The organism is Paraburkholderia sp. SIMBA_030, assembly GCF_046535245.1.
GTDB lineage: Bacteria > Pseudomonadota > Gammaproteobacteria > Burkholderiales > Burkholderiaceae > Paraburkholderia.
In genome coordinates this window covers 181,212-206,380 of record NZ_JAWRXB010000017.1, presented here as the reverse complement: position 1 = coordinate 206,380, position 25,169 = coordinate 181,212, and the positions used below count along the sequence as shown (strand labels likewise).

Below are 25,169 nucleotides of genomic sequence, written 5' to 3'. Positions count from 1 at the left end.
AAAGTAGGTAATCGTCAGGCTCCCCAGCAGCACCAGAAACCCCACCCCACAAAGGTGGGGTTTCTGCGTTTACGGCGATAAAACCGCAGTGCAAAAAAAGCCGCCCATCACCGTGTGCATGCACCGTGGTATAGCATCCCCGAGCCCCTCCGCAGCAGCCAAATCTGGCTTTCCCCATGCGTAGCCGCGGCTCCAAAAACAGCAATCGCTGCGCCGCATAAAGCTCGCAAACGACAAGCAGCGTGAGCTTCATCGCCCACCCTAAATCTCCCTCTGCACACACCGCAGAGCGTCGTTCTGTCTTAACATCCTTCTCAAAATACTGTATAAATGTACAGTGAAAACTTGCCGCCTGATGCTTGCCCGATGTCGGGTGGGGCGGAGCATTACCCATTGAAAGAGCGTGTCTATGGCAGCCGCAATTCAGCTTGCGACGACCGCGCTGACGCCGCAATTGCGGCGTCAGGTGTGGCAGGGCAATGAGCTTGCCGGGGCGGACTCGCGAGTAATTTCCAGCGGCTACGCCGCGCTGGATCAACTGCTGCCGGGACAAGGCTGGTCGGCCGGCGGCCTGACGGAGCTACTGATCGAACATGGCGGAGTGGGCGAGGTGCGCCTGCTCGCTCATACGCTTCGGCATCTTACGACGCAAGCCGATCGGCACGTCATGCTCGTAGCGCCGCCTTATCAGCCATGTGCCGCAGCACTGAAGGCTTGGGGTGTCGACGTCGGGCGAGTCTTATGGGTGCGCTCGGGTGAGGACCAGTCTCTATGGGCCGCCGCTCAAGCATTGAAACAGGATGGCATCGGCGCGGTACTGGTGTGGCTACCGAATGCGCGCGCCGATAAGGTTCGGCGTCTGCAAGTGGCAGCTCAGGAGTCGGCATCGCTGGCATTTTTGATCCGCCCCGTTGAAGCCGCTACGCAATCTTCACCGGCGCCATTGCGGATGATCTGCGAGCCACTCTTGCCGGCCAATGCTCAGACGATCAACCGTCGTCAATGGTTGCAGGAGATCGGCATCTCGATCGATATCTTCAAGCGTCGCGGCCCGCCGCTAGTAGAGCCTCTGCGTCTCATTTTGCCGTTACAAGGCGTCGTATTGCCGGAGAACCGGGGCAGTAGCAATCAAGGACGAGAGATCAATCATGTTATGGATCGCAGTCACATTGCCACTCTTGTCGCTGGAAGCAGTGAAGCCTCTCATGCCGCTTCCGGATGGTTTGCCCGCCAGGTCGAATCGGCCTGAGCCGGGCGACGACGCAAGCCAACTTCCCGCCGGCGAAGATGTCGGCGGTGGGCATTGCTATGCGCTGGCCGATCACGCACACATTCTGTTGCCCGATTTCGACGCATTGCGTGCCGGTGTGCATGCCGGTCATTCGCGCTCGTACGCATTGGCGTTGGCACCAGATCTCAAAATGCTTGCCTCAGATACCACCCGTGAAACTCAGGCATTCGAAGCGATGGCGCTTGCATTGCTGATGTACACACCGAAAGTGTCGCTCGCCCACGCACACACGTTGCTGCTGGAAGTGGGCTCTGGTTTGAGATTATTCGGCGGCTTGCGAGTGTTGTTGTCGAGAGTATCCGCCACGGCGGCTGAATTCGGCTATACGACGCGCATCGCTTGTGCGCCGACCGCGTGGGGCGCATGGCTGTTGGCGCAAGCGCGCGCCAATCGGCAGGGACATCGTTGGCATATCGTGAAGGAGACTTCGCTTGCGCGTGTCCTCGACCGTTTATCCGTGTCGTTGCTGCCGGTCGCACAGGCGCATCGCGATGCGTTCTCGCAGATCGGCTGCGCTACGTTGGCCGATTTGCGTCAGTTGCCACGGGCGGGCGTCGTGCGGCGTTTCGGCAGCGGCATTCTGGATCTGCTGGCGCAAGCGTATGGCACGCGCCCGGATCCACGCGAATCGTTTCGTGCGCCGGCGTCGTTTCATGCGCAACTGGAGTTGCCGTCGCGGGTCGATAACGCCGACGCACTGTTGTTTGCCGCGCGTCGGCTGATCGTGCAACTGGCCGGATGGCTGAGCGCGCATCATGCGGCGCTCAGTGGCTACACGCTATTGCTCGAGCATGAACTGGCGTCTCGTCATGCGCCGAAGACGTCGAGTCTGAAGGTCGCGTGGGCCGTACCGTCGCGCGATGCCGAGCATCTGATCTGGCTGTTGCGCGAAAAATTGAATCAGACTGTACTGGTGGCGCCGGTGATCGAGTTGAAGCTGATCGCCGATCAGATTGGCGAGTATGCTGGGCAATCGGACACCTTGTTTCCGATGCCTGAAACAGACGGCGATTCGATCGCGCGTCTGCTCGAACGCTTGAGCGCACGATTGGGGCCGGAGAACGTGCTGCAGATGTCGGTGCAGGATGATCATCGGCCCGAGCAGGCAACGCGTGTCGAGCCGTACCAGGCACAGGCGTTTTCACGCAAGAAGCGTTCGCCCGCCAAAGCCAGGGTGAAGATCAAAGCGGATAAAACCTGGCTGACGGATGAGTTGCAACATGCGGCATCTGAAGAAGTTCACGCAGATGGCGATGCGGCAACACGATCGCCGCACATCGCGCGATGGCCAGATGAAATGACGGGCGATAAAAGCAGCCGCACGTTCGCGACGCAACCGGGCGATGCACAGGCCTCGCTCGATCTGCCCGACAGCGCGTTGCCGTCACAACCTCGCCCTGTCTGGATGCTCGACAAACCACTGCGGTTGATGATGCGCGAGCAGCGGCCGATTTATCGTCGGCCGCTGAAAATGCTCACGCGTACCGAGCGGATTGAAGCAGGGTGGTGGGACGGCAACCGTGTCGAGCGGGATTATTACGTCGCGGCCGACGATCGCGGCCATATGTTCTGGGTGTACCGCGAACGTATTAGCGGCGAGTGGTATTTGCAGGGTTTGTTCGGCTGAGCATCATCATGGCAATGTCCCGGTTTCCATCCTCATCGGAGCAGGCGCTTGCGGCCCACTTGCCCGCTTATGCGGAATTGCATTGCCTGACCAATTTCTCCTTTCTGCGTGGCGCTTCGCACCCGCACGAACTGGTCGAACAGGCGATGTCGTGCGGCTACCGCGCGCTCGCGATCACCGACGAATGCTCGCTGGCGGGCGTCGTACGCGCGCACACGGCGGTGAGAGAAATCAAACAGGAGCGGGATCGTCAGCAAAAAGAGCGCGAAGACAAAGCAAAAGCCGCACAAGCAGGAACGTCTTCAGATGAAGCCGAAGAACCAGTAGAAGCCGAAGAAGACACACCCAATCCGATTCCTCACCTGATCATCGGCAGCGAGCTCAACCTGACCGATGCTCAAGGCGAACCGTTCTGCACACTAGTTGCGCTAGCAACCAACCGCAACGGCTACGGCAACCTTTCCGAACTGATCACGCTAGCCCGCTCGCGTGCGGACAAAGGCAGCTATCGCCTCGGCCCGTCCGACTTCACCGATTCGCTACCGCATCTCGAACATCTCAAGGCGTTACCCGATTGCGTTCTGATCCTCGTGCCGCAGCGCACGGCGACGCTTGCGCACACACTGCGCTGCGCACATTGGCTTGCCTCATTCGCATCGCAACGTTCATGGATCGCGCTCGAACTCTGGCAAACCGGCAGCGACGATCTTCAGATCGACGCATTGCGGATGATTTCAAAGGCCAGCGGCTTGCCTCTGGTTGCTGCAGGCGGCGTCCTGATGCATGTGCGTTCGCGCAAACCGCTGCAGGACACCATGACCGCGATCGGTCTGGTCACGCCACTATCGACCTGCGGCCACGCGCTCGAGGCGAATGCCGAGCGGCATATACGCACGCGAGTGCGGCTCGGCAAACTGTATCCGCGCGATACACTCGAAGAAACACTGCGTATCGCAGTCCTATGCCGCTTCTCGCTCGATGAACTCAAGTACGAGTATCCGGAGGAACTGGTTCCCGCTGGTGAGTCGCCATCGAGCTATCTGCGCAAGCTGGTGATGGCCGGCGCGATGGAGCGCTGGCCAGACGGCATGGATCTCAAACGAATCGATCAGATCGAGAAAGAACTGAGGCTGATCGCCGAGTTGAAATACGAAAAATATTTCCTGACGGTGCACGATATCGTGAGCTTCGCGCGCTCCAGAAGCATACTGTGTCAGGGGCGAGGTTCGGCGGCGAATTCGATCATATGTTATTGCCTGCATGTCACGGAAATCGATCCGGCGCGCATGAACATGCTGATCGAACGGTTCATCTCGCGCGCGCGCAACGAACCGCCCGATATCGACGTCGATTTCGAGCATCAGCGCCGGGAAGAGGTGATTCAGTATATCTACGGGAAGTACGGCCGCCATCGCGCGGCGCTGACTGCATCGCTGATCACATATCACACGCGCAGCGCGCTGAAAGACGTCGGCAAGGCGTTGGGGCTCGAAGCGTCGTTGATCGAGCGGATCAGTAAATCGCAGCAATGGTGGGACGGCACGGATGCGGTCGCCAAATATCTGGCGGAAGCGGGCTTCGATGCCAACTCGCATATCACGCAGAATCTGATTCGCCTGACTAAAGAGTTGCGCAATTTTCCGCGTCATCTGTCGCAACACGTCGGCGGCTTTGTGATCGCGAAAGACAAGCTGTCGCGGCTCGTGCCGATCGAGAACGCGACGATGAAAGACCGCAGCGTAATCGAGTGGGACAAGGACGATATCGATGCGCTCAAGCTGCTGAAAGTCGACGTGCTGGCGCTAGGCATGTTGTCGGCAATCCGGCGCGCGCTGGAGTTCGTCGCTTTGCGGCGCGGCTTTCCGAAATTCAGAGTGCAGGATATTCCGCGCGAGGACCGGGCCGTCTATGAGATGTGCGGCCATGCCGATACGATCGGCGTTTTTCAGATCGAATCGCGTGCGCAGCAAAGCATGTTGCCGCGGCTGAAACCGGCCGAATACTACGATCTCGTGATCGAAGTCGCGATCGTGCGGCCCGGGCCGATTCAGGGCGGCATGGTGCATCCGTATCTGCGTCGCAAGCAAGGTCTCGAGGCGGAGGACTATGCAAAGGATGAATTGCGGCCGGTGCTCCAGCGCACGCTCGGCGTACCGATTTTCCAGGAGCAGGTGATGCACCTCGCGATGGTTGCGGCGGAATACACCGGTGAGCAAGCCGACCAGTTACGGCGCGCGATGGCCGCGTGGCGGCGCACCGGCAACCTGGCGAAGTACCAGCAGGATCTGACCGCGCGCATGCTCAAGCGGGGTTATGAACTCGAGTTCATCACCCGCATCTGCAAACAGATCGAAGGCTTCGGCGAATATGGTTTTCCTGAGAGCCATGCGGCGAGCTTCGCATTGCTCGTCTATCTCAGCGCGTGGCTGAAGCGTTATGAGCCGGCCGCTTTTCTGGCGGGCCTGCTGAACAGTCAGCCGCTGGGTTTTTATTCGCCGTCGCAACTCGTGCAGGATGCGAAGCGTCACGGCGTCAAAGTATTGCCGCCCGACGTGACGTTGAGCGACTGGGAATCGACCTTCGAAAGAAACGGTTATGAAGGGCAGCGGATTTCATCGAACGAAACCTGTTTGCATCGTCAGCAGGCCGTACTATCGGCGCAGCAATTGCGCGATCTGGCGCTGCGGCGCTTCGCGGTGAGCCAGACCGTCCAGCGCGCGGCGAAACGTCTGACCGCACGTGTATTTCAGCCGTCGGGCACGTACGGCAGGGGCGGCCCGGCGGTGCGCATCGGCATGCATCTGATCAAAGGCCTTTCGCAGGTGGCCGCGGAACGCATCACGGCGGCTCGCAGCGAGGCGCAGTTTGCCGACGTCGACGATCTGGCACGCCGCGCGGCATTGACGCGGCGCGATCTCGAAGCGCTCGCCGCGGCGAACGCACTGGTCGGCATTGCGGGCCATCGACGCGAAGCGTGGTGGGCGGTGACCGCGCAGCACGCGGTGCCCAGGCTGCTGCGCGATGCGCCGATCGCCGAAGCGCCGCTGGCGTTGCCGCAGGCAGCCGAAAGCCGCGAGATTGTCGACGACTACGCGAGCCTTGGCCTTACGCTCAATCGCCATCCGGTCGCGCTATTGCGTGCGCATCTTGCCAAACAGCGTTTTCGCACGGCGGCGGAACTCGTTGCGTGTCAGCACGGCACGCTGGCGCGCGCATGCGGCATCGTCACCGTACGGCAGCGGCCGGGCACAGCAAACGGCACCGTGTTCGTTTCCCTCGAAGACGAGACCGGCTCGATCAATGTGATCGTCTGGCCGTCGCTGGTGGAAAAGCAGCGCAAAGTGTTGCTGGGTTCATCGTTGCTGGCGGTGTATGGCGTCTTGCAGCGTGACGACGGCGTCGCTACCGGCGGCGACGGCGCCGGCAACGTGGTGACCGTCAATAAAGCAGGCAAGGCGAAACAGAAACACCAAGGCGAGGTGATTCATCTCGTTGCGCATCGTCTCGAAGATCACAGCGAATTGCTCGGCGAACTGGCCACGGCAAGCCGTGATTTTCATTGATGCCAGCTCGCCGCGGCTGCCATCGCTGCCAGATGTCAGCCCGGCTTATTACCTGCATCGCCTCGCCATGGGAACCGGGTCAGCACTTGCCGGATCGCGGTGTCGAACGGTGTGCGGCGGCCAATGCCAAGCGCCTCGAGCCGGCTCGAGGCGAGGTGGCAGTTATGCGGACGCGGGGTCGCGTCGGTTGGCGTGTGCTGCGGCGTCAGTTGCGCGTCGAGTTGCAGCGCTTCGGCTAGACGCAAGGCGATCTCGTACTTGGTCATTGGCTCGTCGCCCGACCATTGCACGATGCCGCGAAGCGCTTCGCCGCGCTCATGCCGTTCGAGCATTTGCCGGATCACGAACGCGACGTCCGGCGTGAAGGTCGGATAACGAATCGCCCAGGCATCCATGACGGCAACCTTGCCGTTGAGCGAAGCCGACGCGGCAATCGCCGGCACGAGACTCGTTACCGCCGATTCCGCCCAATTGACTATCGGCCCGTACAGCAGCGGCAAACGCAGTACGCAGCCGAGATCGGTCGTCTCCGTCAGCGCGCGCTCGCCGTCGAGCTTGCTGTGCCCATAGGCATTGAGGGGGGCCGGCTCGGCATCATGTCGATAGGGCGGCCGAGTGCCGTCGAACACATAATCGGTGGAGATCGACAGCGTCCATGCGCCGCGCCGTTTTGCCGCCGCTGCCAAGATGCGCACGGCATCGACGTTGAGCGCACGGGCGAGCACCGGATCGTGCTCGCACACATCCGGGCGACGCTCCGCCGCGGCAATCACGAGCGCATCCGGCGCTTCTTGCTCGACAAACTGCTCGACCGCCTGCGCGTCGCGAATATCGAGCGCGACCGTGTTGGACCCAGGCCGGCTGAACGCCGTTGCGATCACTTGCAAGCCAGTTTGTTGCGTCAATTCATCGACGAGCGCGCGGCCAAGCAAGCCGGAAGCACCAATGACTGCAACTTTGAACATAACAGGAACCCGCCTTATCGGGCCGCGCCGCTGATCACGTCCGTGACCGTATAACCGGCCTCGTCGATGGCGGCCTTCAGCGTTTCGGCCGGCTGTGCCGATTCGACCACCACGCGGCCGGATGCCAGGTCGACCTGCACCTGCGCGGCGCCGTCGTGTTCACGGATCGCCTGGGTGACTGCTGCCACACAATGCTGACAGCTCATGCCTTCTACCTGGAATTCGATCGTCATCTGGATTGCCTCGAAAAAATGAATGTTGCAATGGTTGAATTATGCCCGCCGATACGCACTTGAGTGACTGACCTTCCCATCATGGGAAGGTGTACGATCGACGCACATACTGGGGAAACAGTCATGAACATCGGTGAAGCGGCCCGCGCGTCGGGCGTCACGGCGAAAATGATTCGCTACTACGAGAGTGTCGGCTTGCTGGCAGCCAAAGCGCGTACGAGCGCGGGCTATCGCGTCTACGGACCGCAGGAGGTTCACTCGCTGCGCTTCATCCGGCAGGCGCGCCGGCTCGGTTTTCTGGTCGAAGACATTCGCCGGCTGCTGGCGCTGTGGCACGATCGGTCGCGCGCCAGTGCCGAAGTCAAGGCGATTGCACTTGAACACGTTGCGGATCTGGATCGCCGCATCGCCGAACTCACGGACATGCGCGACACGTTGGCGCATCTGGCCGATCATTGCCACGGTGACGAGCGTCCGGACTGCCCGATTATCGAGCGGCTGGCGGATACGGATCTGGAGTCGGAAAGGGTTGTCATCCGATTTGATGGCGGTGGTGCAACCCGAACGTGACATTTGTTGCAACCTGTCACGCACATGCACCAATAATGTGCTATTTTGGTGCGAGAAAAACTCGCCTGTCACGAAAAACTCGCCAGACATCTCATGAAATCAAAAACTTAGATGCCCCAATCGCGTGCACCATTCCAAAACGGAATGCACGTCATGCGGGCATTTCACTAGCTAGGTTGCACCATAGGACTATAATCAGGGTTAACCCTTTTGCGGGAAATCCCTGATGCACAACTCACCGGGGATTCAATCTGATCCTTGGAGAACATCATGTTTGCATACCTTCTTGAAAAGCTGAGCACCTGGTTTGAAACCGCAGAACGTAGCCGTCGTGAAGCCTACCTGGCGTCGTCGTCGGATATCGTTCAGCTTGAGCAGCGCATCCGCTCGCTCGAAACCAACGGCTACTCGCTGTAATCAGCACGAGCATCAAGTGTGATCCGGCAGCGCGCGTCGCGCGGCCATGGCAGTACAGTGTTGAGCCCCGTATAGACGGGGCTTTGTCACATCTGGACTCCTCGAACTGCAGGCAATCTATGCTCGAAAACCGCCTACGGGCCAATATCGACTAGCCTGAAGGTTGCCACCGCGGTAACGTAAAGTGTTTTTTGCGCAATCCGGCATTCCCAAAACCTATCCGGTCCGCCCATGCTTCCTGTCCGCTCGCTCCAATCGATACTGGCGGCCACCGTCGCCGCATCGCTGACAACGGTTTTCGCGGTACCGGCGAGCGTCGCCGCGTCGAGCAATACCGGCAAGCCGTTGATCCTCGACACGCAGAGCGGCATTAGCGATGGCCAGAGCGGCACCGTGCTGCAAACCGCACCGCTCTCGCGGGCGCGGATCGTCGAGGCTCAGCCAATGGCGGCGCCCACCGAACTGGCGCCGAATTCGTCGAACCCGATCATTGTCGCGCCTTACATCCAGTTGCCCGGCAGCGGTGGCCTCCCGCAGCCACAGCCACAACTGCAGCCTCGTCCGGTGCTACGTCCGCAATAGGCGTCTTCCGCGCGATAGTCCTCAGCAGTTCCTCTGCGATTCGTTGACGTTTCGAACGGCGGCCCCTGCGTGGCGCCGCCGTGTGTTGACGCGCGTCTTCGGGCCACGCGCACGGCATTGGGCCATTCGGGTTTCGGCGCATGGCGTGAGTGAAACCCTCCGACGACAATCGTTGCACGGCCTTACGCCAACGATATGGGGCATGCGCATTGCGCTGCGCCACCGCATCGAACGAAAACAGAACAAGGAGACATCGAAATGCCTATTCACTGGATGCGGCGTGCCGCCGGCAGCTGCGCCACGCTGGTTGCGCTGGTTGCGCTACCCGCCGTTGCGCTCGCCAAAGACACACCGGAAAAGCCCACCCTGACAATGGCCGTCGGTGGTTTACCGGGTCTTTACTATTTGCCGGTGCTCGCGGCGCAGCAGTTGGGATACTTCAAGGACGAAGGGCTCGACGTCACGCTCGAAGATTTCGCGGGCGGATCAAAGGCCCTGGAAGCGGTTGTGGGCGGCAGCGCCGACGTGGGCGCCGGCGCATTCGAGCACACGCTGTTCATGCAGGCGAAGGGGCAGCACTATCGAGCATTCGCGCTGATGGGGCGCGCGCCGCAGATCGTCGTTGCGGTGGTCAAGTCGAAGGCCGATCAGATCAAAACACTGGCGGACTTCAAGGGCGCAAAAGTCGGCGTAAGCGCGCCGGGTTCGTCGACCGATCTGGTGCTGACCGTGGCCTTGCGCAAAGCCGGCGTACAGCGCAACGAGATTTCGGCGATCGGTGTGGGCAGTGGCGCAACGGTACTGGCCGCGGTAAGCGGCGGTCAGATCGACGCGCTGTCCAACGTCGATCCGATGATGACCAAGTTGCAGCACAGCGGCGCGATCAAGGTGCTGGTCGACACGCGCACGGTGAAGGGCACGCAAGAGATATTCGGCGGAACGATGCCGGCGGCGACGCTCTATGCATCGGAGAGCTTCATCCAGAAGTATCCGAAGACGACGCAGGCGCTCGCCAACGCGATCGTGCGCGCTGACCATTGGCTGCAGACCGCAAGCGACGCCGACCTGCTGAAGATGGTGCCCCCGGCCTATCTGCTCAACGATTCGGCGCTCTATGTGGAAGCTTTTCACAACGTGCGCGACGCGTATTCCCCGGATGGCCTGATGCCCGCGGACGGCCCGGCCACCTCATTGCGCGCGCTGTCGTCGTTCGACAATCGGCTCGACCCGAATAAGATCGACCTGAACGCAACCTTTACCAACGACTTCGCTCGCAAGGCCGCGGTGCAACTCAAGTAAGCGGCTTAAGCCGCTCACCGCCAGGCTGCGCGCCGTACCGCTTCGACGGTGTATGCGCGCAGCCGGCAAGAAAGATCAATCGCCGCGGTATTCGACCTTGAACTGCGCCGCCTTGTCCTGACCGAGTGCTTCGACCAACCAGGGCAGTTGCTCTTTCAGCGTTTTTGCCAGCGTGTACGGCGGATTCAGGATGAACATGCCGCTGCCGAACAGGCCGAAACCGTCGGTCGGCGGATTGCTGACGGTCAGGCTCACATGCAGCCAGTTGCGCTCCTGCAGCTTCTTCAATTGATCGGGAAAGCGCTGCGATTCGAGGCGCTTCACCTGCGGATACCAGACTGCATATGTGCCGGTCGGAAAGCGCTTCAGACTCTCTTCGACGCAGCGCAATGTGCGCGAGTAGTCGCGCTTGTCCTCGTACGATGGATCGAGCAGCACCAGCGCGCGGCGCGGCGCCGGCGGCAGCAAGGCCAGAATGCCGTCAAAGCCGTCGCCCGCGTAGAGCATGGCTCGCCGGCCTGCGTCGCGAAAGTTGTGACGCAGCACGTCGATCTCGGTGGTGTGCAGTTCGAACAGACGCATGCGGTCCTGCTCGCGCATCTGCCGCCACGCGACATACGGCGAGCCCGGATAGAAGCGCAACTGGCCGTCCGGATTCAACGCGCTCACTTCGTCGACGTAATCGGCGAAGAGCGGCGGCAGATCGTTACGGCCCCATAGTTTGGCGATACCGGTCTGGAACTCGCCGGTTTTGGTCGCGTAGCCTTCCTTCAGCGAATAGACGCCGGCGCCCGCGTGCGTGTCGATATACCAATAGGCTTTGTCCTTCTGGCCGAGGTAGCGCAGTAGCTGCAACACGACGGCGTGTTTCAGAACGTCGGCGTGGTTGCCTGCATGAAAGGCGTGGCGGTAGCTGAGCATGATGAGGAGACGCTGAAAGAGGGCGTGCCGGTCCAGGGCGGATTCGGCGATGCGGATGCAATGCGGTGGCACAACCGGTGTGCGGCGCGGTCGCGTATTGTACGCGACGCCGCGTTGCAGGCTGCAGTGCGTTCCGCGCGACACGGCCCGGATGCTGCACCGGCCGTGTTCACAGCTTGGCGCACGCGCGGCCGCCTTAGTTGTAGGCGTCGCCGATAATCTCCTCGATCTGTTGCTTGATCTCCGGGGTGATGCGCTCCACGACCTCTGCCGAGGCCATGTTCTCAGCGATCTGTTCGACCCGCGACGCCCCAGTGATGACCGTGCTCACATTCGGATTCTTCAGGATCCACGCAATCGCCAGTTGGCCGACCGTGCAGCCCAGCTCGTCGGCCACTTCGCCGAGCTTGCCGACTACGTTGTTCTTGCCGGCATCGGTCACCTGCTTGCGCAGCCATTCGTAGCCTTGTAACTGAGCACGGCTATCGGCGGGCACGCCGTCGCGGTACTTGCCGGTCAGCAGGCCGGAGGCGAGCGGGCTCCACGTCGTCAGCCCAAGGCCGATGTCTTCGTAAAGCCGCTTGTATTCCTGCTCGACGCGCTTGCGGTGGAACAGGTTGTACTGCGGCTGTTCCATGACAGGTTTGTGCAGATGATGCCGCTCGGCAATGTCGTAGGCGGCGCGGATTTCATCGGCGCTCCATTCGGACGTGCCCCAGTACAACGCCTTGCCGCGCGTGATCATGTCGCTCATCGCCCAGACGGTTTCCTCGACCGGCGTGTTCGGATCAGGGCGATGACAGAACACCAGATCGACGTAATCGAGTTGAAGGCGTTGTAACGACGCGTCGATCGCGTTCAGCAGATATTTGCGGTTCAGCGTGTGGTACTGGTTCGGCACCTCTTCCAGACCCCAGAAGAATTTCGTCGACACCACATAACTCACGCGTGGCCACGCCAGTTCCTTGAGCGCCTGACCCATGATTTCCTCGGACTGGCCGCCGGCATACACCTCGGCGTTGTCAAAGAAATTGACGCCCGCATCGCGCGCGGCGGCGAGCGATTCGCGCGCCGCATGATGGTCGACCTGATTGCCGTAGGTAACCCATGAGCCGATGGACAGCTCGCTGACTTGCAGGCCGGAACGGCCCAGACGTCGATAATTCATGCATTCCTCCTTCGTAGTGATGCCGCCGGAATCCCGCTGAAACGTCCAGTTTAAAGAGATATGGCCCGATGTGCGTTTTCCAGATGTGGTTCACGCGGTTCATGCACAATAGCAGCGTTGGCCGCGGTGCAACATCCGGCCGGACGGCCTATGCCGTTTGGCTGACTTCACGCCGCCTGCGGCTCGTGGTGTCATTGCTCATCAACTGCATGGAGGTTCTGAATGTCGTCACTGAATACGAATCTGAATGGCAAGGTCGCGGTCGTTACTGGCGCCGCGAGCGGCATCGGCAAGCAGATTGCACTGACGCTCTCCGCGGCAGGCGCTGCGGTCGCGATTGCCGACCTGAATCAGGACGGCGCGAACGCCGTCGCTGAAGAAATCAAAGCGGGCGGCGGCAAGGCAATCGGCGTCGCGATGGACGTGACGAACGAAGACGCCGTCAATCAGGGGATCGACAAGGTCGCTGCCGAGTTCGGCTCGGTCGATATTCTGATTTCCAACGCCGGCATTCAGATCGTCAATCCGATCGAAAACTACTCGTTTTCCGACTGGAAGAAGATGCAGGCGATCCATGTGGACGGCGCGTTCCTCACCACCAAGGCGGCGCTCAAACACATGTACAAGGACGATCGCGGCGGTATCGTGGTCTACATGGGTTCGGTCCATTCACACGAAGCGTCGCCGCTGAAGTCCGCCTACGTGACGGCCAAGCATGCGTTGCTGGGTCTGTCACGCGTATTGGCGAAGGAAGGCGCGAAGCACAACGTGCGTTCGCATGTAGTGTGTCCGGGGTTCGTGCGCACGCCGCTGGTCGACAAACAGATTCCCGAGCAGGCCAAGGAACTCGGCATCAGCGAAGAAGACGTGGTCAAGCGGGTGATGCTGGGCGGCACGGTCGACGGCATCTTTACCACGGTGGAAGACGTGGCGCAGACCGTGCTGTTCCTGTCCACGTTCCCGACTGCGGCGCTGACCGGCCAGTCCTTTATTGTGAGCCACGGCTGGTACATGCAATAAGGAGGCGCCCATGGCGCAACGCAATCTCAAGCGGGCGCGCGTCGGCGCGCCGGGCGATGGGCATGGCGAGGGCGCCGGCCCGGCGTCCTCCGTCCGTCCCGACCGGTTGCTCCGTGTACCCGACTATGAAACCGTCGCGCTGATGCTGCAAGGCGGCGGCGCGCTGGGCGCCTATCAGGCAGGCGTTTTTCAGGGGCTTTACGAAGCCGGCATCGAGCCGAACTGGCTCGCCGGCATTTCGATCGGTGCGTTGAACACCGCCATCATTGCCGGCAATCCGCCGGAGAAGCGCGTCGAACGGCTGCTGCAATTCTGGGAGACGATCTGCCAACCGGCTTTCGGGCTGCCGCTGCCGGCCTTCATTGAGCATGCACTCTTCAATTCCAGCGACGCTGTGCGCAAAGCCTTCACCGCGACGCAGGCAATGGGCGCAATCATGGAAGGGCAGAAGGGCTTTTTCGTGCCGCGCTTTCCGCCGCCGTTGCCCACCGTGTCGGGGCCGCCACAAACGGCCAGCTACTACGACACCGCGCCGCTGAAAGCGACACTCGAAGCGTTGTGCGATTTCGACCGGATCAATTCCGGCGAAATGCGCGTGTCGGTGGGCGCGGTAAATTGCGGCACCGGTAATTTTGCGTATTTCGATAACACGCACACGAAGCTGAGGCCGGAGCACTTCATGGCGTCGGGCGCGTTGCCGCCGGGCTTTGCGGCGGTTGAAATCGACGGCCAGTATTACTGGGACGGCGGCTTGATGTCGAACACGCCGCTCTACGAAGTGATTCAGACCACGCCGCGCAGCGACACACTTGCCTTCCAGGTCGATCTCTGGAGCGCGATCGGGCCGGTGCCGGACAACATCACCGACGTCCAGGGGCGCGTGAAGGACATTCAGTATTCGAGCCGCACACGTCTCGTGACCGACATGCTGCAGCGATCGCAGCGTTTCCGGCATGTGTTGCGCGAGGTGCTCGATCGCGTGCCGGCCGATCAGCGCGACGATCCGTGGTGCAAGCTGGCCGACGAGCTATCGTGTTCGAAGCGCTACAACGTGATCCACCTCATCTACCGGCAGAAGGAATACGAAGGGCACTTCAAGGATTTTCAGTTCGGCCTGTCGATGATGCGTGAACACTGGGAAAGCGGCTTGCAGGATATCCGCCAATCGCTTGCGCAGCCCGATTGGCTCGACATGCCCGAGAACGACGCGGGCTTTGTCACGCACGATATTCACCGGGATTTCCGCTGAAGCGGTAGTTGGCGGTAGTTAGCGGCAAACGAAAACGGCGCCCGAAAGGGCGCCGTTTCTACAACCAGTTTCAGCAAAGCGCGCGCAAAAAGAAACGCACGCGCTTTGGAAAGCTTTACTTCAGCACGTGAGCGATCGCGCTTGCCACCACGTCGAGGTTGCGCGTGTTCAGCGCAGCCACGCAGATGCGGCCCGTGCCGACAGCATAGATGCCGAATTCTTCACGCAGGCGGTCCACTTGCGGCGCCGTCAGGCCCGAGTACGAGAACATGCCGCGTTGCGCGTTGACGAAGCCGAAATCGCGATCCACGCCGTTTGCCTTCAGGCGCTCGACCAGACCGTTGCGCATTGCGCGGATACGGTCGCGCATTTCGGCCAGTTCCGTTTCCCAGGTGGCGCGCAGTTCGGCTGAGCCGAGCACGGCTGCGACGACCGAGCCGCCGTGCGTCGGCGGGTTCGAGTAGTTCGTGCGGATCACGCGCTTCAGTTGCGACAGCACGCGAGCAGATTCTTCCTTGCTGCCCGTGATGATCGACAGCGCGCCGACGCGCTCGCCGTACAGCGAGAACGACTTCGAGAACGACGACGACACGAACACGTTCAGTTCCGATGCGGCGAACAGGCGCACTGCTGCAGCGTCCGATTCGATGTCGTCGCCGAAACCCTGATAGGCGATGTCGAGGAACGGCACCAGATCGCGTGTCTTGACGACTTCGACCACCTGCTTCCATTGCTCGACGCTCAGATCGACGCCGGTCGGGTTGTGGCAGCACGCGTGCAGCACGACAACCGTGCCCGCAGCGTAGCTGTTCAGCGCGCTCAGCATACCTTCGAAGTTCACACCGTGGGTGTGCGCGTCGTAGTACGGGTACGAGACGACTTCGAAGCCGGCGCCTTCGAACAGCGCACGGTGGTTTTCCCAGCTCGGATCGCTGATCGCGACCTTGGCATTCGGGTTCAGGCGCTTCAGGAAGTCCGCGCCGATTTTCAGCGCGCCCGTGCCACCCAATGCCTGTGCCGTCACCACGCGGCCAGCGGCGATCAACGGCGAGTCGTTGCCGAGCAGCAGCTTCTGCACAGCGGCGTCGTAGGCGGCGATGCCTTCGATCGGCAGATAGCCGCGCGGCAGCGCGGCTTCGACACGAGCCTTTTCCGCGTCGCGCACGGCGCGCAGGAGCGGAATCTTGCCTTCTTCGTTGAAGTACACGCCAACGCCAAGGTTGACCTTGGTGGCACGCGCATCGGCGTTGAAGGCTTCGTTCAGGCCCAGAATCGGGTCGCGGGGAGCAAGTTCGACGGCGGAGAACAGAGACATGATGGGTGGGCAGCAGTTGTAAAAAGAGGGGCGGCTTCGAGCGCGGGCGGCCTGGCCGAGGTATCCGACAAAAGGTGCAGACCGGGACCGGCGGCGGACCGCGGCGAACGAGCGCGACTTGGCATTGTAGCGAATCCGCGGGCATTTTCGGGCTGAGAAGGCCGCCAGAGCGAATTATTTGCTTGAAAAACAGGCACTCCGGCGCGATCCGGTCGCGGCGGATCCGCCAGGGACCAGCCCGAGCCAAGCCGCCCGGCGCTTCCAAAGCGCTGCCCCAGCACGCTCGCACAAAGGGCCCCAAGCAAGCCCCCAGGAAACCCCACGCAGACCCGCTGAGCCCGCGTTTCCCGCAAACCGCTAGAATAGTTGTTTGCCCAAGGCCCGCTGCCGCCCACATGTCCGAACACCATCTGACTGAAGTCGACGACACGCTCGATGAATCCAAATTCGTCACGTTCGAAGGCTCGCCGTTTCAGCTCTACCAGCCGTATCCACCGGCCGGCGATCAGCCGACGGCGATCGACACGCTTGTCGAGGGTGTCGAGGACGGCCTGTCGTTCCAGACGCTGCTCGGCGTGACTGGCTCCGGCAAAACCTTCACGATGGCCAACACGATCGCGCGGCTCGGCCGCCCGGCGATCGTATTCGCGCCGAACAAGACGCTTGCCGCCCAGCTTTATTCGGAGTTTCGCGAGTTCTTCCCGCGCAACGCGGTCGAGTATTTCGTCTCGTACTACGACTACTACCAGCCGGAAGCGTACGTGCCGCAGCGCGACCTGTTCATCGAGAAAGATTCGTCGATCAACGAGCACATCGAGCAGATGCGGCTGTCCGCCACCAAGAGCCTGATGGAGCGGCGCGACGTGGTGATCGTGGGCACGGTGTCGGCGATCTACGGTATCGGCAACCCGTCCGAATATCACAAGATGATTCTGACGCTGCGCACTGGCGACAAGCTCGGCCAGCGCGACATCATCGCGCGGCTGATCGCGATGCAGTACAACCGCAACGAAGCCGATTTCCAGCGTGGTTCGTTTCGCGTGCGCGGCGACACGATCGACATTTTCCCGGCCGAGCACGCGGAAATGGCGGTGCGCCTCGAACTGTTCGACGACGAAGTCGAGACGCTGCAGCTGTTCGACCCGCTTACGGGCCGCGTGCGCCAGAAGATTCCGCGTTTCACCGTGTACCCGTCGTCGCACTACGTGACGCCGCGCGACACCGTGGTGCGCGCGGTCGAAACCATCAAGGACGAACTGCGCGAGCGGCTCGAGTTCTTCTATAGCGAAGGCAAGCTGGTCGAAGCGCAGCGGCTCGAGCAGCGCACCCGCTTCGACCTGGAAATGCTGCAGGAACTGGGTTTCTGCAAGGGTATCGAGAACTACTCGCGGCACTTCTCGGGCGCCGCGCCCGGCGAGCCGCCGCCGACGCTGGTCGACTACCTGCCGTCGGATGCGCTGATGCTGCTCGACGAATCGCACGTGCTGATCGGCCAGCTGAACGGCATGTACAACGGCGACCGCGCGCGCAAAGAGAATCTGGTGGACTACGGTTTTCGCTTGCCGTCGGCACTCGATAACCGGCCGCTCAAGTTCAACGAGTTCGAGCGCAAGATGCGCCAGGTGGTGTTCGTATCGGCCACGCCGGCCGATTACGAAAAGAAGACGGCAGGGCAGGTGGCCGAGCAGCTCGTGCGTCCGACCGGGCTGGTCGATCCGGAAATCGAAGTGCGTCCGGCACGTACGCAGGTCGACGATGTACTCGCCGAGATCAACGAGCGCGTCAAGGTGGGCGACCGCGTGCTGGTTACGGTGCTGACCAAGCGGATGGCGGAACAGCTCACCGAGTTTCTGGCCGATCACGGCGTGAAGGTGCGCTATCTGCACAGCGACATCGACACGGTCGAGCGGGTCGAAATCATCCGCGATCTGCGTCTGGGCACCTTCGACGTGCTGGTCGGGATCAACTTGTTGCGCGAGGGGCTCGATATTCCCGAGGTGTCGCTGGTCGCGATTCTCGACGCGGACAAGGAAGGCTTCCTGCGCGCCGAGCGTTCGCTGATTCAGACCATCGGCCGGGCCGCGCGTAACGTGAACGGCAAGGCGATTCTCTACGCCGACAAAGTCACCGATTCGATGCGCCGCGCAATCGACGAAACCGAGCGGCGGCGCGCCAAGCAGATCGCCTTCAATCTCGAGAACGGCATTACGCCGCGCGGTGTGGTCAAACGTATTCGGGACATCATCGACGGCGTGTATAACGTCGACGATGCGCGCGCCGAACTGAAGGAGCAGCAAACCCGCGCGAAATTCGAGGACATGTCCGAGAAGCAGCTCGCCAAGGAGCTCAAGCGTCTCGAAAAGCAGATGATGGAGCACGCCAGGAACCTCGAATTCGAAAAGGCCGCGCAGGTCCGCGACCAGCTGGCGCTGCTGCGTCAGCGCGTATTCGGCGCCAACGTCGGCGATCATGTGTCCGGCATCGACTAAGTTCGACCTGCCTCGAGTCAATCGTCCCGCACCCGGGCGCGGCAATGTGCCGCGTCCCGTCTCCACAGGCCGTTCACCCGCCAATCACTCCACGCGCCCCTCCTTAAGCCTGCCTTAAGACCCCACAGCCGTAAGGCTTTGCGTGCTGTCGCATTTGTTCTCCCTGTCGAACGATGATAAACTCAACCAATATTGAGAATGGTTCGCATTAACGTTCGTATGTGCGATTTGCTTATGAGCCGTCGCCTCTGCCAGCGGATTGGTGGAGCGCTGCATCAAGGCACACGCAACGTACTGTTCCAATCGGTTCGGTTCCAGTCAGATAAAAATAAGGAGTTTCAATGCGGATTTCTTCATTGGTGCGCGGTGGCGCCGCAGCGGTAGCCGCAGTGGCGGCGCTTTCGGCAACAGCAGCGGAATACCCGATCGGCAAGCATCAGATTCAGGGCGGCATGGAAATCGGCGCGGTATATCTGCAGCCGATCACGATGGAGCCCGAAGGCATGATGCGCAAAGCGTCGGATTCGGACATCCACCTCGAGGCCGACATCCACGCGGTCAAGAACAACCCGACCGGTTTCGCCGAAGGCGACTGGATGCCGTACCTGCAAGTGCGCTACGAATTGACGAAGGCAGGTTCGAATCAGACCCAGAAGGGCGACATGATGGCGATGGTCGCCAACGACGGTCCGCACTACGGCGACAACGTCAAGCTGCAAGGTCCAGGCAAGTATCACCTGAAGATGGTCGTCGAAGCACCGATGCAAACCGGCCACATGGCTTTCGGCCGTCACGTCGACAAGGAAACCGGCGTGGGCCCGTGGTTCAAGCCGATCACGCTCGAATACGACTTCACGTTCGCGGGTATCGGCAAGAAGGGCGGTTACTGATCGCCCAGGATCGTCACGGCTTGCCACGCGTTCCCGCGTGGCCACTGCCTGACTGAGTGAATGAATGCAGCAGGCGGCGCCCGGGCGATGCAACCCGTTGCGCCGCGTTCTCCGGAAGGGCTAATGAGAATCAACCGAAAGATCGCGATCCTCGCCACGCTGGCGTCGCTGGCCGGCGCCGCGCACGCGGCCGATTTGCCGACCTTCAAGCTGGAAATGAACGACGGCAAGCTGAATCCGGCACGTATCGAGGTGCCTGTCGGGCAGCGCATCAAGATCGAAATACGCAACACCGGCAAGGGTGCGGCCGAGTTCGAAAGCGTTCAGTTGCGCAAGGAAAAAGTGTTGGCGCCGGGGGCGGAATCGTTCGTCGTGATCGCGCCGCTGGATCCGGGCGAGTACAAGTTTTTTGACGATTTTCACCAGCAGGCGCAGGGCGTGATCGTCGCGAAATAAGGGCTTGGGCCGCGAGCGCAAGTTGATCGGGCGTTCGACACTGTAGTAGACGGAGGGCTAGATGGGTCAGGTGTTGTTCATCGTATGGCGGGAAAGTGTCGAGGCGTTGCTGGTCGTCGGCATCCTGTACGCGTGGTTGAAGAATGGCGACGAAGACGCGCGCCGTGGTTTGCCGTATTTGTGGGGCGGCGTCGCGGCTGGCGTGATCGCGGCGGTCGCGCTCGGCGTGGCGTTGGTCGGCTTCACCGAGGTGCTTTCCGGTGACGCGCAGGATTATTTCCAGACCGCCATGGTGCTGGTCGCCTGCGTGCTGATCGTGCAGATGGTGCTGTGGATGAAGCAGCACGGCCGCTCGCTCAAGCGCGACATGGAACAGTCGCTGCAAAAGAGCACGCGCGATTCGAACTGGTGGGGCGTCGCATTGCTGGTCGCGCTGGCGATTGCGCGTGAGGGCAGCGAAACGGTCATCTTCCTGTACGGCCTCGGCTTCGGTCAGTCGGGTCACGTGGACGGCAGCCAGATGCTTGCAGTGTTCATCGGCCTCGGTCTCGCGCTTCTGACTTTCTACGCATTGCAACTGGGCGGCAAGTTCTTCTCGTGGCGGCTTTTTTTTCGCGTCACCGAGATCATGCTGCTGTTTCTCGGTGCGGGCCTGTTCCAGACCGGCGTCGACAAACTGATCGACAAGGAAATCCTGCCGACGCTGGTCGGCCAGATGTGGAATTCGTCGGCCATCCTCGACGATTCGAGTACGCTCGGTTCGCTGATCGCCACGCTCACCGGTTATCGCGCGCATCCGGCGCTGATGAATCTGATTGCCTACGCCGTGTACTGGACGGTGGTCTATCTGCTGGTGCGTCGCGCGAACCGTAAGCCGGTGCAGCAGGCTGCTGGGCGCGCAGCATGAGTACAGTCATGACGCGCCCAGGCCGCCTCGCGGCGGCCGGTCAGTGGATGCAGCGTCACGGCGGGCTGATTCGCGGCATTCAGTGGGTGGTCGTGGCGGTGTACGCGTTTCTGATTCTGGTGCCGGCGGCGACGCCGCTGCCGGACGACACCGCGCATCTGTGGAACAACCTGACGCTTGCAGCGCAGTTCGTGTTCTGGGGCATCTGGTGGCCGTTCGTGCTGCTGTCGATGGTGATGCTCGGCCGCGTATGGTGCGGCGTGCTGTGCCCGGAAGGTGCGCTCGCGGAGTTCGCCAGCAAATATGGCCGCGGCTGGGCGATTCCGCGCTGGATGCGCTGGGGCGGCTGGCCGTTCGTCGCGTTCGGCCTCACCACCATCTACGGCCAGATGGTGAGCGTCTACCAGTATCCGAAGGCGGTGCTGCTGGTGCTCGGCGGCTCGACCTTCGCGGCGATGATCATCGGTTTGCTGTACGGGCGCGAGAAGCGCGTCTGGTGCAAATATCTGTGCCCCGTCAACGGGGTTTTTTCGCTGCTGGCGCGCCTCGCGCCGTTTCACTACAAAGTCGACGAAGACGCGTGGCGCCGTTCATACAAGAACGGTGAGCACGGGCACCGGGTGATTCCGATCAATTGCGCGCCGCTGGTGCCGCTGCGCAATATGAAGGGGGCGTCGGACTGCCATATGTGCGGCCGTTGCAGCGGGCATCGCGACGCGATTGCCTTGACGTGGCGCGCGTCTTCATCGGAAGTGGTCGAGCTCGGCGACAAGCAGGCGAGCGCATGGGACACCGCGTTGATCCTCTACGGCCTGCTCGGCATCGCGATCGGCGCATTTCACTGGACCGCTTCGCGCTGGTTCGTCGACCTGAAGATGTTCTTCGCGACGTGGCTGGTCGATCACGACATCACGTGGCCGCTCGACACCAACGCGCCGTGGTTCCTGTTCACGCATTACCCCGAGCAGAACGACGTGTTCTCGTGGCTCGACGGCACGATGGTGATCGGCTATATCCTCGCCACGGCGCTGGTGTACGGCACGGCGCTGCTGGTGCTGCTGACGGGCGCCACGCGCATGCTGGGGCGCTTCAACTTCGTGCGTCTGCATCATCTGACGCAAGGGTTGATTCCGATTGCCGGCGCGGGAGTATTCCTCGGCCTGTCGGCCACTACGCTGTCGCTGCTGCGCGCGGAACATGTGGCGTTGTGGTGGGCATCGGATCTGCGCATCGGCATTCTGGCGATTGCCAACCTGTGGAGCGCGTGGCTGGCCTGGCTCGTCACACGCCGCTATAGCGAGCGCTTCGTTCAGCGTGGCCTCGCGATGCTGTGGTTCGTCGCGGCGCTGGCCGTGGTCGATAGCGCGTGGTGGCTGATGTTCTGGGGCTGGGCGTCGAAGTAAGCGCGCTGTCGCAGTGCTTGTCGTGTTTGGGCCGTGAAAAAGCCGTGGAGATGAAAACATCCCACGGCTTTTTTACATCTATCGCCAGCGACACACGTCGTTTCGTGCATCCGCATTGGCTGAGAACCCAAATGAGAACCAAAAAAGCGGCCTGGCTGGCTGCGACGGCTGGCTTGGTGTCTGCACGAAGGGGTCTAGTTCTCACGTGCAAGCCGTCGTGGCTGGCTAATGCCCAACACCTCTCGAGGAGGTGGTCCCCACAATACCCGGTACGTCCTTCTGTTCGTTCCTTATTTCGTCAGGATCAGCTTGCCCAGGCGCGTTGCGCGCAACTGGTAGGTTTCACCGTTATGGATGATGCTGACGTGGCTTTGTCCTTGCAGTAGTGCGTCGCTGCGCACGACCCGATTCGACGACTCTCCCGAACTGTCGACGCGATCCACGACGGGCTTCGTGGCGGTTGCCGTGGTCGTCGATGGTTTCGGACGGCTGGTCAGCGTGGCCGCCGGGCGGCGCAGGCTGAGTGTGGAAGAGCGCGTGAGATCGGTCATTCGTTTTAGCTGTGAGTCGATTCGATGGATTAATTCTAAATGATAACCATTCCTATTTACAAGAAAGGGAAATTGATCGGATTCTGCGTTCGATAGCCAGATGCGCGGGAGAGCAATACGATCAAAGGCATGGAGGCAAGGCCGCCGTCAAACTGGCGGCCTGGAATGCTCGTGCGCAAGCAGGGGCGCCTGCGCGTAAATTTCAATGCAACGAACCGGGTTCCTGCTTCGTCTGCACGTACTGACGAATCAGCCGCACCGTGTCGATATCCGACTCGCGATACGCCGACTTGACGATCTCGGTCGTCTGCACCGCATCCTGGTCGTCGGAGACGGGCAGGGTAGTCGTGTACTCGAAGCGCAGAAACAGCTGCAACTCGTCGGGCTGCTCGATGGTCATGGTCAGCGAGCCGCCGACATGCGATTCGGTCGGCAGAATGTCGTAGCGTACGCTCTGGCTCTCCAGCAGCGTGACACGGTCGCGCACGGTGGCCTGGCCGTAGTGCAGCTCACGTTCCAGTATGTTCCCGGTGCGCGACAGGATGGTGCAACTGTCGAGACCGAGCACAAACAGCTGCGGCTGCTCGGCGCGCAGCACGAGACCCTCCCACAACTGCTCGCGGGTCATCGAGTCGACAAGCGGATTCAACGGATCGTTGATCTGGATAAGGTGTTCGAAATTCAAGACGACAGCTTCCTATGAAAGCGCTGCAATACGTTCTGCCCTGTTCATCCGGGTCCTGCGGGTTTTGCCGCGCTCTCTCGCGCGACGTTACGCGGCTGCGAGTCCCGAACGAATCGTGATTGAATGCGTCAGGATCTTGTGAACCGGACACGCATTGGCAATCTGCAAAAGCCGTTCCCGCTGCTCGTCGGACAGATCGCCTTCCAGCACGATCCGGCGGTCGATGGTCGAGCCGGCGTCGCCGGTTTCCATCGACAGCGCCACGCGCACACCGGTGAGCGGCCAGCCCTTGCGCTGCGCGTACATCTTCAGCGTGATCGACGTACACGCGCCGAGACTCGACAGCAATAGCGCGATGGGCGCCGGCCCACGATCACCACCACCCAGCGACTCGGGTTCGTCGGCGAGCCACGTGTGCTTGCCGTCGTCGAATATGACCTGAAAATTCGTCGAACCGATGTGGGCGGTGACGGTGGACTCTGCCATGCGGGCTCCTGAACAGGGACGGAAACCGCCGCGCGCCGACGACCGTTATGGCTAAACGGCGCGGCGTGCGGCATGAATCGCTATTGTGAACGAATTTACCGGCGTCCGCGCCACATGGCGCGGCGCGGCGGCGCGATGCCAACCGCGCCGCGATGCTTCCTGGCGGCCAGGCGTACCCGGTGCCCAATGCCCGCTCAGTGTGTGATCGCGCCCATGCGCCCGGCCTGGTAGTCGGTGACGGCCTGACGGATCTCATCTTCGGTGTTCATCACGAACGGGCCGTAGCGCACCACCGGCTCTTTCAGCGGTACGCCGCCGAGCAGCAGCACTTCGAGCGGCTCGGCGCCGGCCGTGAGCGTGACGCTATCGCCGTCGTTCTGAAATACGACCATCGTCTGCGCGTCGATTTCCTGACGCGCCTCGCCTGCGCCGTAAAAGCCCTTGCCCGACAGGCTGTAGGCGAACACACGATAGTCCGCCGGCACCGGTTGCTGAATCGTCGCGCCCGGTTGCAGCGAGAAATGCTGATACAGGATCGGTGTACGTGTTTCGATTGCCGCCTTGACGCCGAGCGCCTCGCCGGCGATGACCTTGACGCGCACCTTGCCGTCCGCGGACGTCGCGACCGGAATGCCCGACGACGGAATCTCCTGGTAGCGCGGCTCGATCATCTTGTCGCGGCGCGGCAGATTCACCCACAGCTGCAATCCATGCACGCGGCCGCCGGTGCGGACAAATTCCGGATCCGGCATTTCGCTGTGTACGACGCCGGCGCCCGCGGTCATCCATTGCACGTCGCCGGCATGCAACGTGCCCGAATGGCCCGCTGAATCCTTATGGCCGAACTGGCCCTCGAGCGCATAGGTGACCGTCTCGAAGCCGCGATGAGGATGGTCCGGCGCGCCGATGGCCTCGCCGGGCGCGTAGTCGACCGGCCCCATTTCGTCGAGCAGCAGGAACGGGTCGAAATCCATCAGCATGCGGGTCGGGAACGGCCGGTGGACGATAAAGCCGCCACCCTCGGTCGTGCGAACGGCGGGATACGTGCGTTCGATCGTGCGTGTCGTGCTCATCAAAGTCAC

General features: G+C 61.6%; 24 protein-coding genes. 14 read left to right on the top strand and 10 right to left on the bottom strand.

All coding sequences use genetic code 11. From position 1 onward, the window contains the following. A partial coding sequence (locus tag SB772_RS27535; RefSeq protein WP_410836327.1) for a hypothetical protein occupies positions 1–253 on the bottom strand: 253 nt, incomplete at its 3' end. 156 nt (positions 254–409) lie between these two features. On the opposite strand from SB772_RS27535, the gene imuA reads away from it, so the two are divergent. Genes imuA through SB772_RS27520 form a run of 3 tightly spaced genes read left to right on the top strand, consistent with a single transcriptional unit; the run spans position 410 to position 6,481 of the window. Beyond that, the gene (gene imuA / locus SB772_RS27530) at positions 410–1,249 is read left to right on the top strand and encodes a translesion DNA synthesis-associated protein ImuA (protein ID WP_410836326.1); all 840 of its coding nucleotides are present in this window, start codon (positions 410–412) and stop codon (positions 1,247–1,249) included. After that, a complete protein-coding gene (locus SB772_RS27525) occupies positions 1,149–2,918 on the top strand; it encodes a DNA polymerase Y family protein (RefSeq protein WP_410836325.1) in 1,770 nt (589 codons plus the stop codon). The genes imuA and SB772_RS27525 overlap by 101 nt, the downstream gene beginning before the upstream one ends. Positions 2,919–2,926: 8 nt before the next feature. Then, positions 2,927–6,481, top strand: a complete 3,555-nt coding sequence (locus SB772_RS27520; protein WP_410836324.1) for an error-prone DNA polymerase — start codon at positions 2,927–2,929, stop codon at positions 6,479–6,481. A gap of 35 nt (positions 6,482–6,516) precedes the next feature. Here the strand turns inward: SB772_RS27520 and SB772_RS27515 are convergent, their stop codons facing one another. Together SB772_RS27515 and SB772_RS27510 are read right to left on the bottom strand one after the other, a co-directional pair. After that, positions 6,517–7,446: a dTDP-4-dehydrorhamnose reductase family protein gene (locus tag SB772_RS27515; RefSeq protein WP_410836323.1), complete on the bottom strand. Its 930-nt coding sequence runs from the start codon at positions 7,444–7,446 to the stop codon at positions 6,517–6,519. Positions 7,447–7,460: 14 nt separating this feature from the next. Further along, positions 7,461–7,679 carry a heavy-metal-associated domain-containing protein gene (locus tag SB772_RS27510; protein WP_410836322.1) on the bottom strand — a complete coding sequence of 73 codons (219 nt, stop codon included), beginning with the start codon at positions 7,677–7,679 and terminating at the stop codon, positions 7,461–7,463. A gap of 123 nt (positions 7,680–7,802) precedes the next feature. On the opposite strand from SB772_RS27510, the gene cueR reads away from it, so the two are divergent. From cueR to SB772_RS27490, 4 genes are all read left to right on the top strand, one after another. Further along, entirely contained in the window at positions 7,803–8,249 is a 447-nt protein-coding gene (gene cueR, locus SB772_RS27505) for a Cu(I)-responsive transcriptional regulator (RefSeq protein ID WP_410836321.1), read from the top strand. Positions 8,250–8,519: 270 nt separating this feature from the next. After that, positions 8,520–8,666 (top strand): DUF3563 family protein, encoded by a 147-nt coding sequence (locus tag SB772_RS27500; protein WP_074265275.1) that lies wholly within the window; start codon positions 8,520–8,522, stop codon positions 8,664–8,666. Positions 8,667–8,897: 231 nt separating this feature from the next. After that, positions 8,898–9,248 (top strand): hypothetical protein, encoded by a 351-nt coding sequence (locus tag SB772_RS27495; protein ID WP_410836320.1) that lies wholly within the window; start codon positions 8,898–8,900, stop codon positions 9,246–9,248. A gap of 258 nt (positions 9,249–9,506) precedes the next feature. Continuing rightward, on the top strand, positions 9,507–10,547 hold the full coding sequence (locus SB772_RS27490; protein ID WP_410836319.1) for an ABC transporter substrate-binding protein: 1,041 nt from the start codon (positions 9,507–9,509) through the stop codon (positions 10,545–10,547). A gap of 75 nt (positions 10,548–10,622) precedes the next feature. Here the strand turns inward: SB772_RS27490 and SB772_RS27485 are convergent, their stop codons facing one another. Both SB772_RS27485 and SB772_RS27480 read right to left on the bottom strand, forming a co-directional pair. Continuing rightward, entirely contained in the window at positions 10,623–11,468 is an 846-nt protein-coding gene (locus SB772_RS27485) for a 23S rRNA (adenine(2030)-N(6))-methyltransferase RlmJ (protein ID WP_410836335.1), read from the bottom strand. 196 nt (positions 11,469–11,664) lie between these two features. Beyond that, positions 11,665–12,636 carry a potassium channel beta subunit family protein gene (locus SB772_RS27480; protein WP_410836318.1) on the bottom strand — a complete coding sequence of 324 codons (972 nt, stop codon included), beginning with the start codon at positions 12,634–12,636 and terminating at the stop codon, positions 11,665–11,667. 222 nt (positions 12,637–12,858) lie between these two features. Here SB772_RS27480 and SB772_RS27475 point away from each other — a divergent pair, with 222 nt between their 5' ends. Next, complete coding sequence (locus SB772_RS27475; RefSeq protein WP_410836317.1) at positions 12,859–13,656, top strand: 3-hydroxybutyrate dehydrogenase; 798 nt, start codon at positions 12,859–12,861, stop codon at positions 13,654–13,656. Positions 13,657–13,666: 10 nt separating this feature from the next. Continuing rightward, positions 13,667–14,905: a DUF3734 domain-containing protein gene (locus tag SB772_RS27470; RefSeq protein WP_410836316.1), complete on the top strand. Its 1,239-nt coding sequence runs from the start codon at positions 13,667–13,669 to the stop codon at positions 14,903–14,905. A gap of 115 nt (positions 14,906–15,020) precedes the next feature. Here the strand turns inward: SB772_RS27470 and SB772_RS27465 are convergent, their stop codons facing one another. Then, positions 15,021–16,220: an amino acid aminotransferase gene (locus SB772_RS27465; RefSeq protein WP_410836315.1), complete on the bottom strand. Its 1,200-nt coding sequence runs from the start codon at positions 16,218–16,220 to the stop codon at positions 15,021–15,023. 395 nt (positions 16,221–16,615) lie between these two features. Between SB772_RS27465 and uvrB the strand changes: the two genes are divergently transcribed. From uvrB to SB772_RS27440, 5 genes are all read left to right on the top strand, one after another. After that, positions 16,616–18,709, top strand: coding sequence for an excinuclease ABC subunit UvrB (gene uvrB, locus SB772_RS27460; protein ID WP_410836314.1), 2,094 nt, complete (start codon positions 16,616–16,618; stop codon positions 18,707–18,709). A gap of 341 nt (positions 18,710–19,050) precedes the next feature. Continuing rightward, positions 19,051–19,599 (top strand): iron transporter, encoded by a 549-nt coding sequence (locus SB772_RS27455; RefSeq protein ID WP_410836313.1) that lies wholly within the window; start codon positions 19,051–19,053, stop codon positions 19,597–19,599. Between the two features lie 123 nt (positions 19,600–19,722). Then, positions 19,723–20,055: a cupredoxin domain-containing protein gene (locus SB772_RS27450; protein WP_410836312.1), complete on the top strand. Its 333-nt coding sequence runs from the start codon at positions 19,723–19,725 to the stop codon at positions 20,053–20,055. 61 nt (positions 20,056–20,116) lie between these two features. After that, complete coding sequence (locus tag SB772_RS27445; protein WP_410836311.1) at positions 20,117–20,962, top strand: FTR1 family protein; 846 nt, start codon at positions 20,117–20,119, stop codon at positions 20,960–20,962. After that, positions 20,959–22,365, top strand: coding sequence for a 4Fe-4S binding protein (locus SB772_RS27440; RefSeq protein WP_410836310.1), 1,407 nt, complete (start codon positions 20,959–20,961; stop codon positions 22,363–22,365). The genes SB772_RS27445 and SB772_RS27440 overlap by 4 nt, the downstream gene beginning before the upstream one ends. Before the next feature lie 290 nt (positions 22,366–22,655). Here the strand turns inward: SB772_RS27440 and hemP are convergent, their stop codons facing one another. From hemP to SB772_RS27420, 4 genes are all read right to left on the bottom strand, one after another. After that, on the bottom strand, positions 22,656–22,916 hold the full coding sequence (hemP, locus tag SB772_RS27435) for a hemin uptake protein HemP (RefSeq protein WP_410836309.1): 261 nt from the start codon (positions 22,914–22,916) through the stop codon (positions 22,656–22,658). Between the two features lie 202 nt (positions 22,917–23,118). Then, a complete protein-coding gene (locus tag SB772_RS27430; RefSeq protein ID WP_410836308.1) occupies positions 23,119–23,601 on the bottom strand; it encodes an SRPBCC family protein in 483 nt (160 codons plus the stop codon). Positions 23,602–23,688: 87 nt separating this feature from the next. Next, positions 23,689–24,087, bottom strand: a complete 399-nt coding sequence (locus SB772_RS27425; RefSeq protein WP_410836307.1) for an OsmC family protein — start codon at positions 24,085–24,087, stop codon at positions 23,689–23,691. Positions 24,088–24,281: 194 nt separating this feature from the next. Next, complete coding sequence (locus SB772_RS27420; protein ID WP_410836306.1) at positions 24,282–25,160, bottom strand: pirin family protein; 879 nt, start codon at positions 25,158–25,160, stop codon at positions 24,282–24,284. Positions 25,161–25,169: the final 9 nt, after the last annotated feature.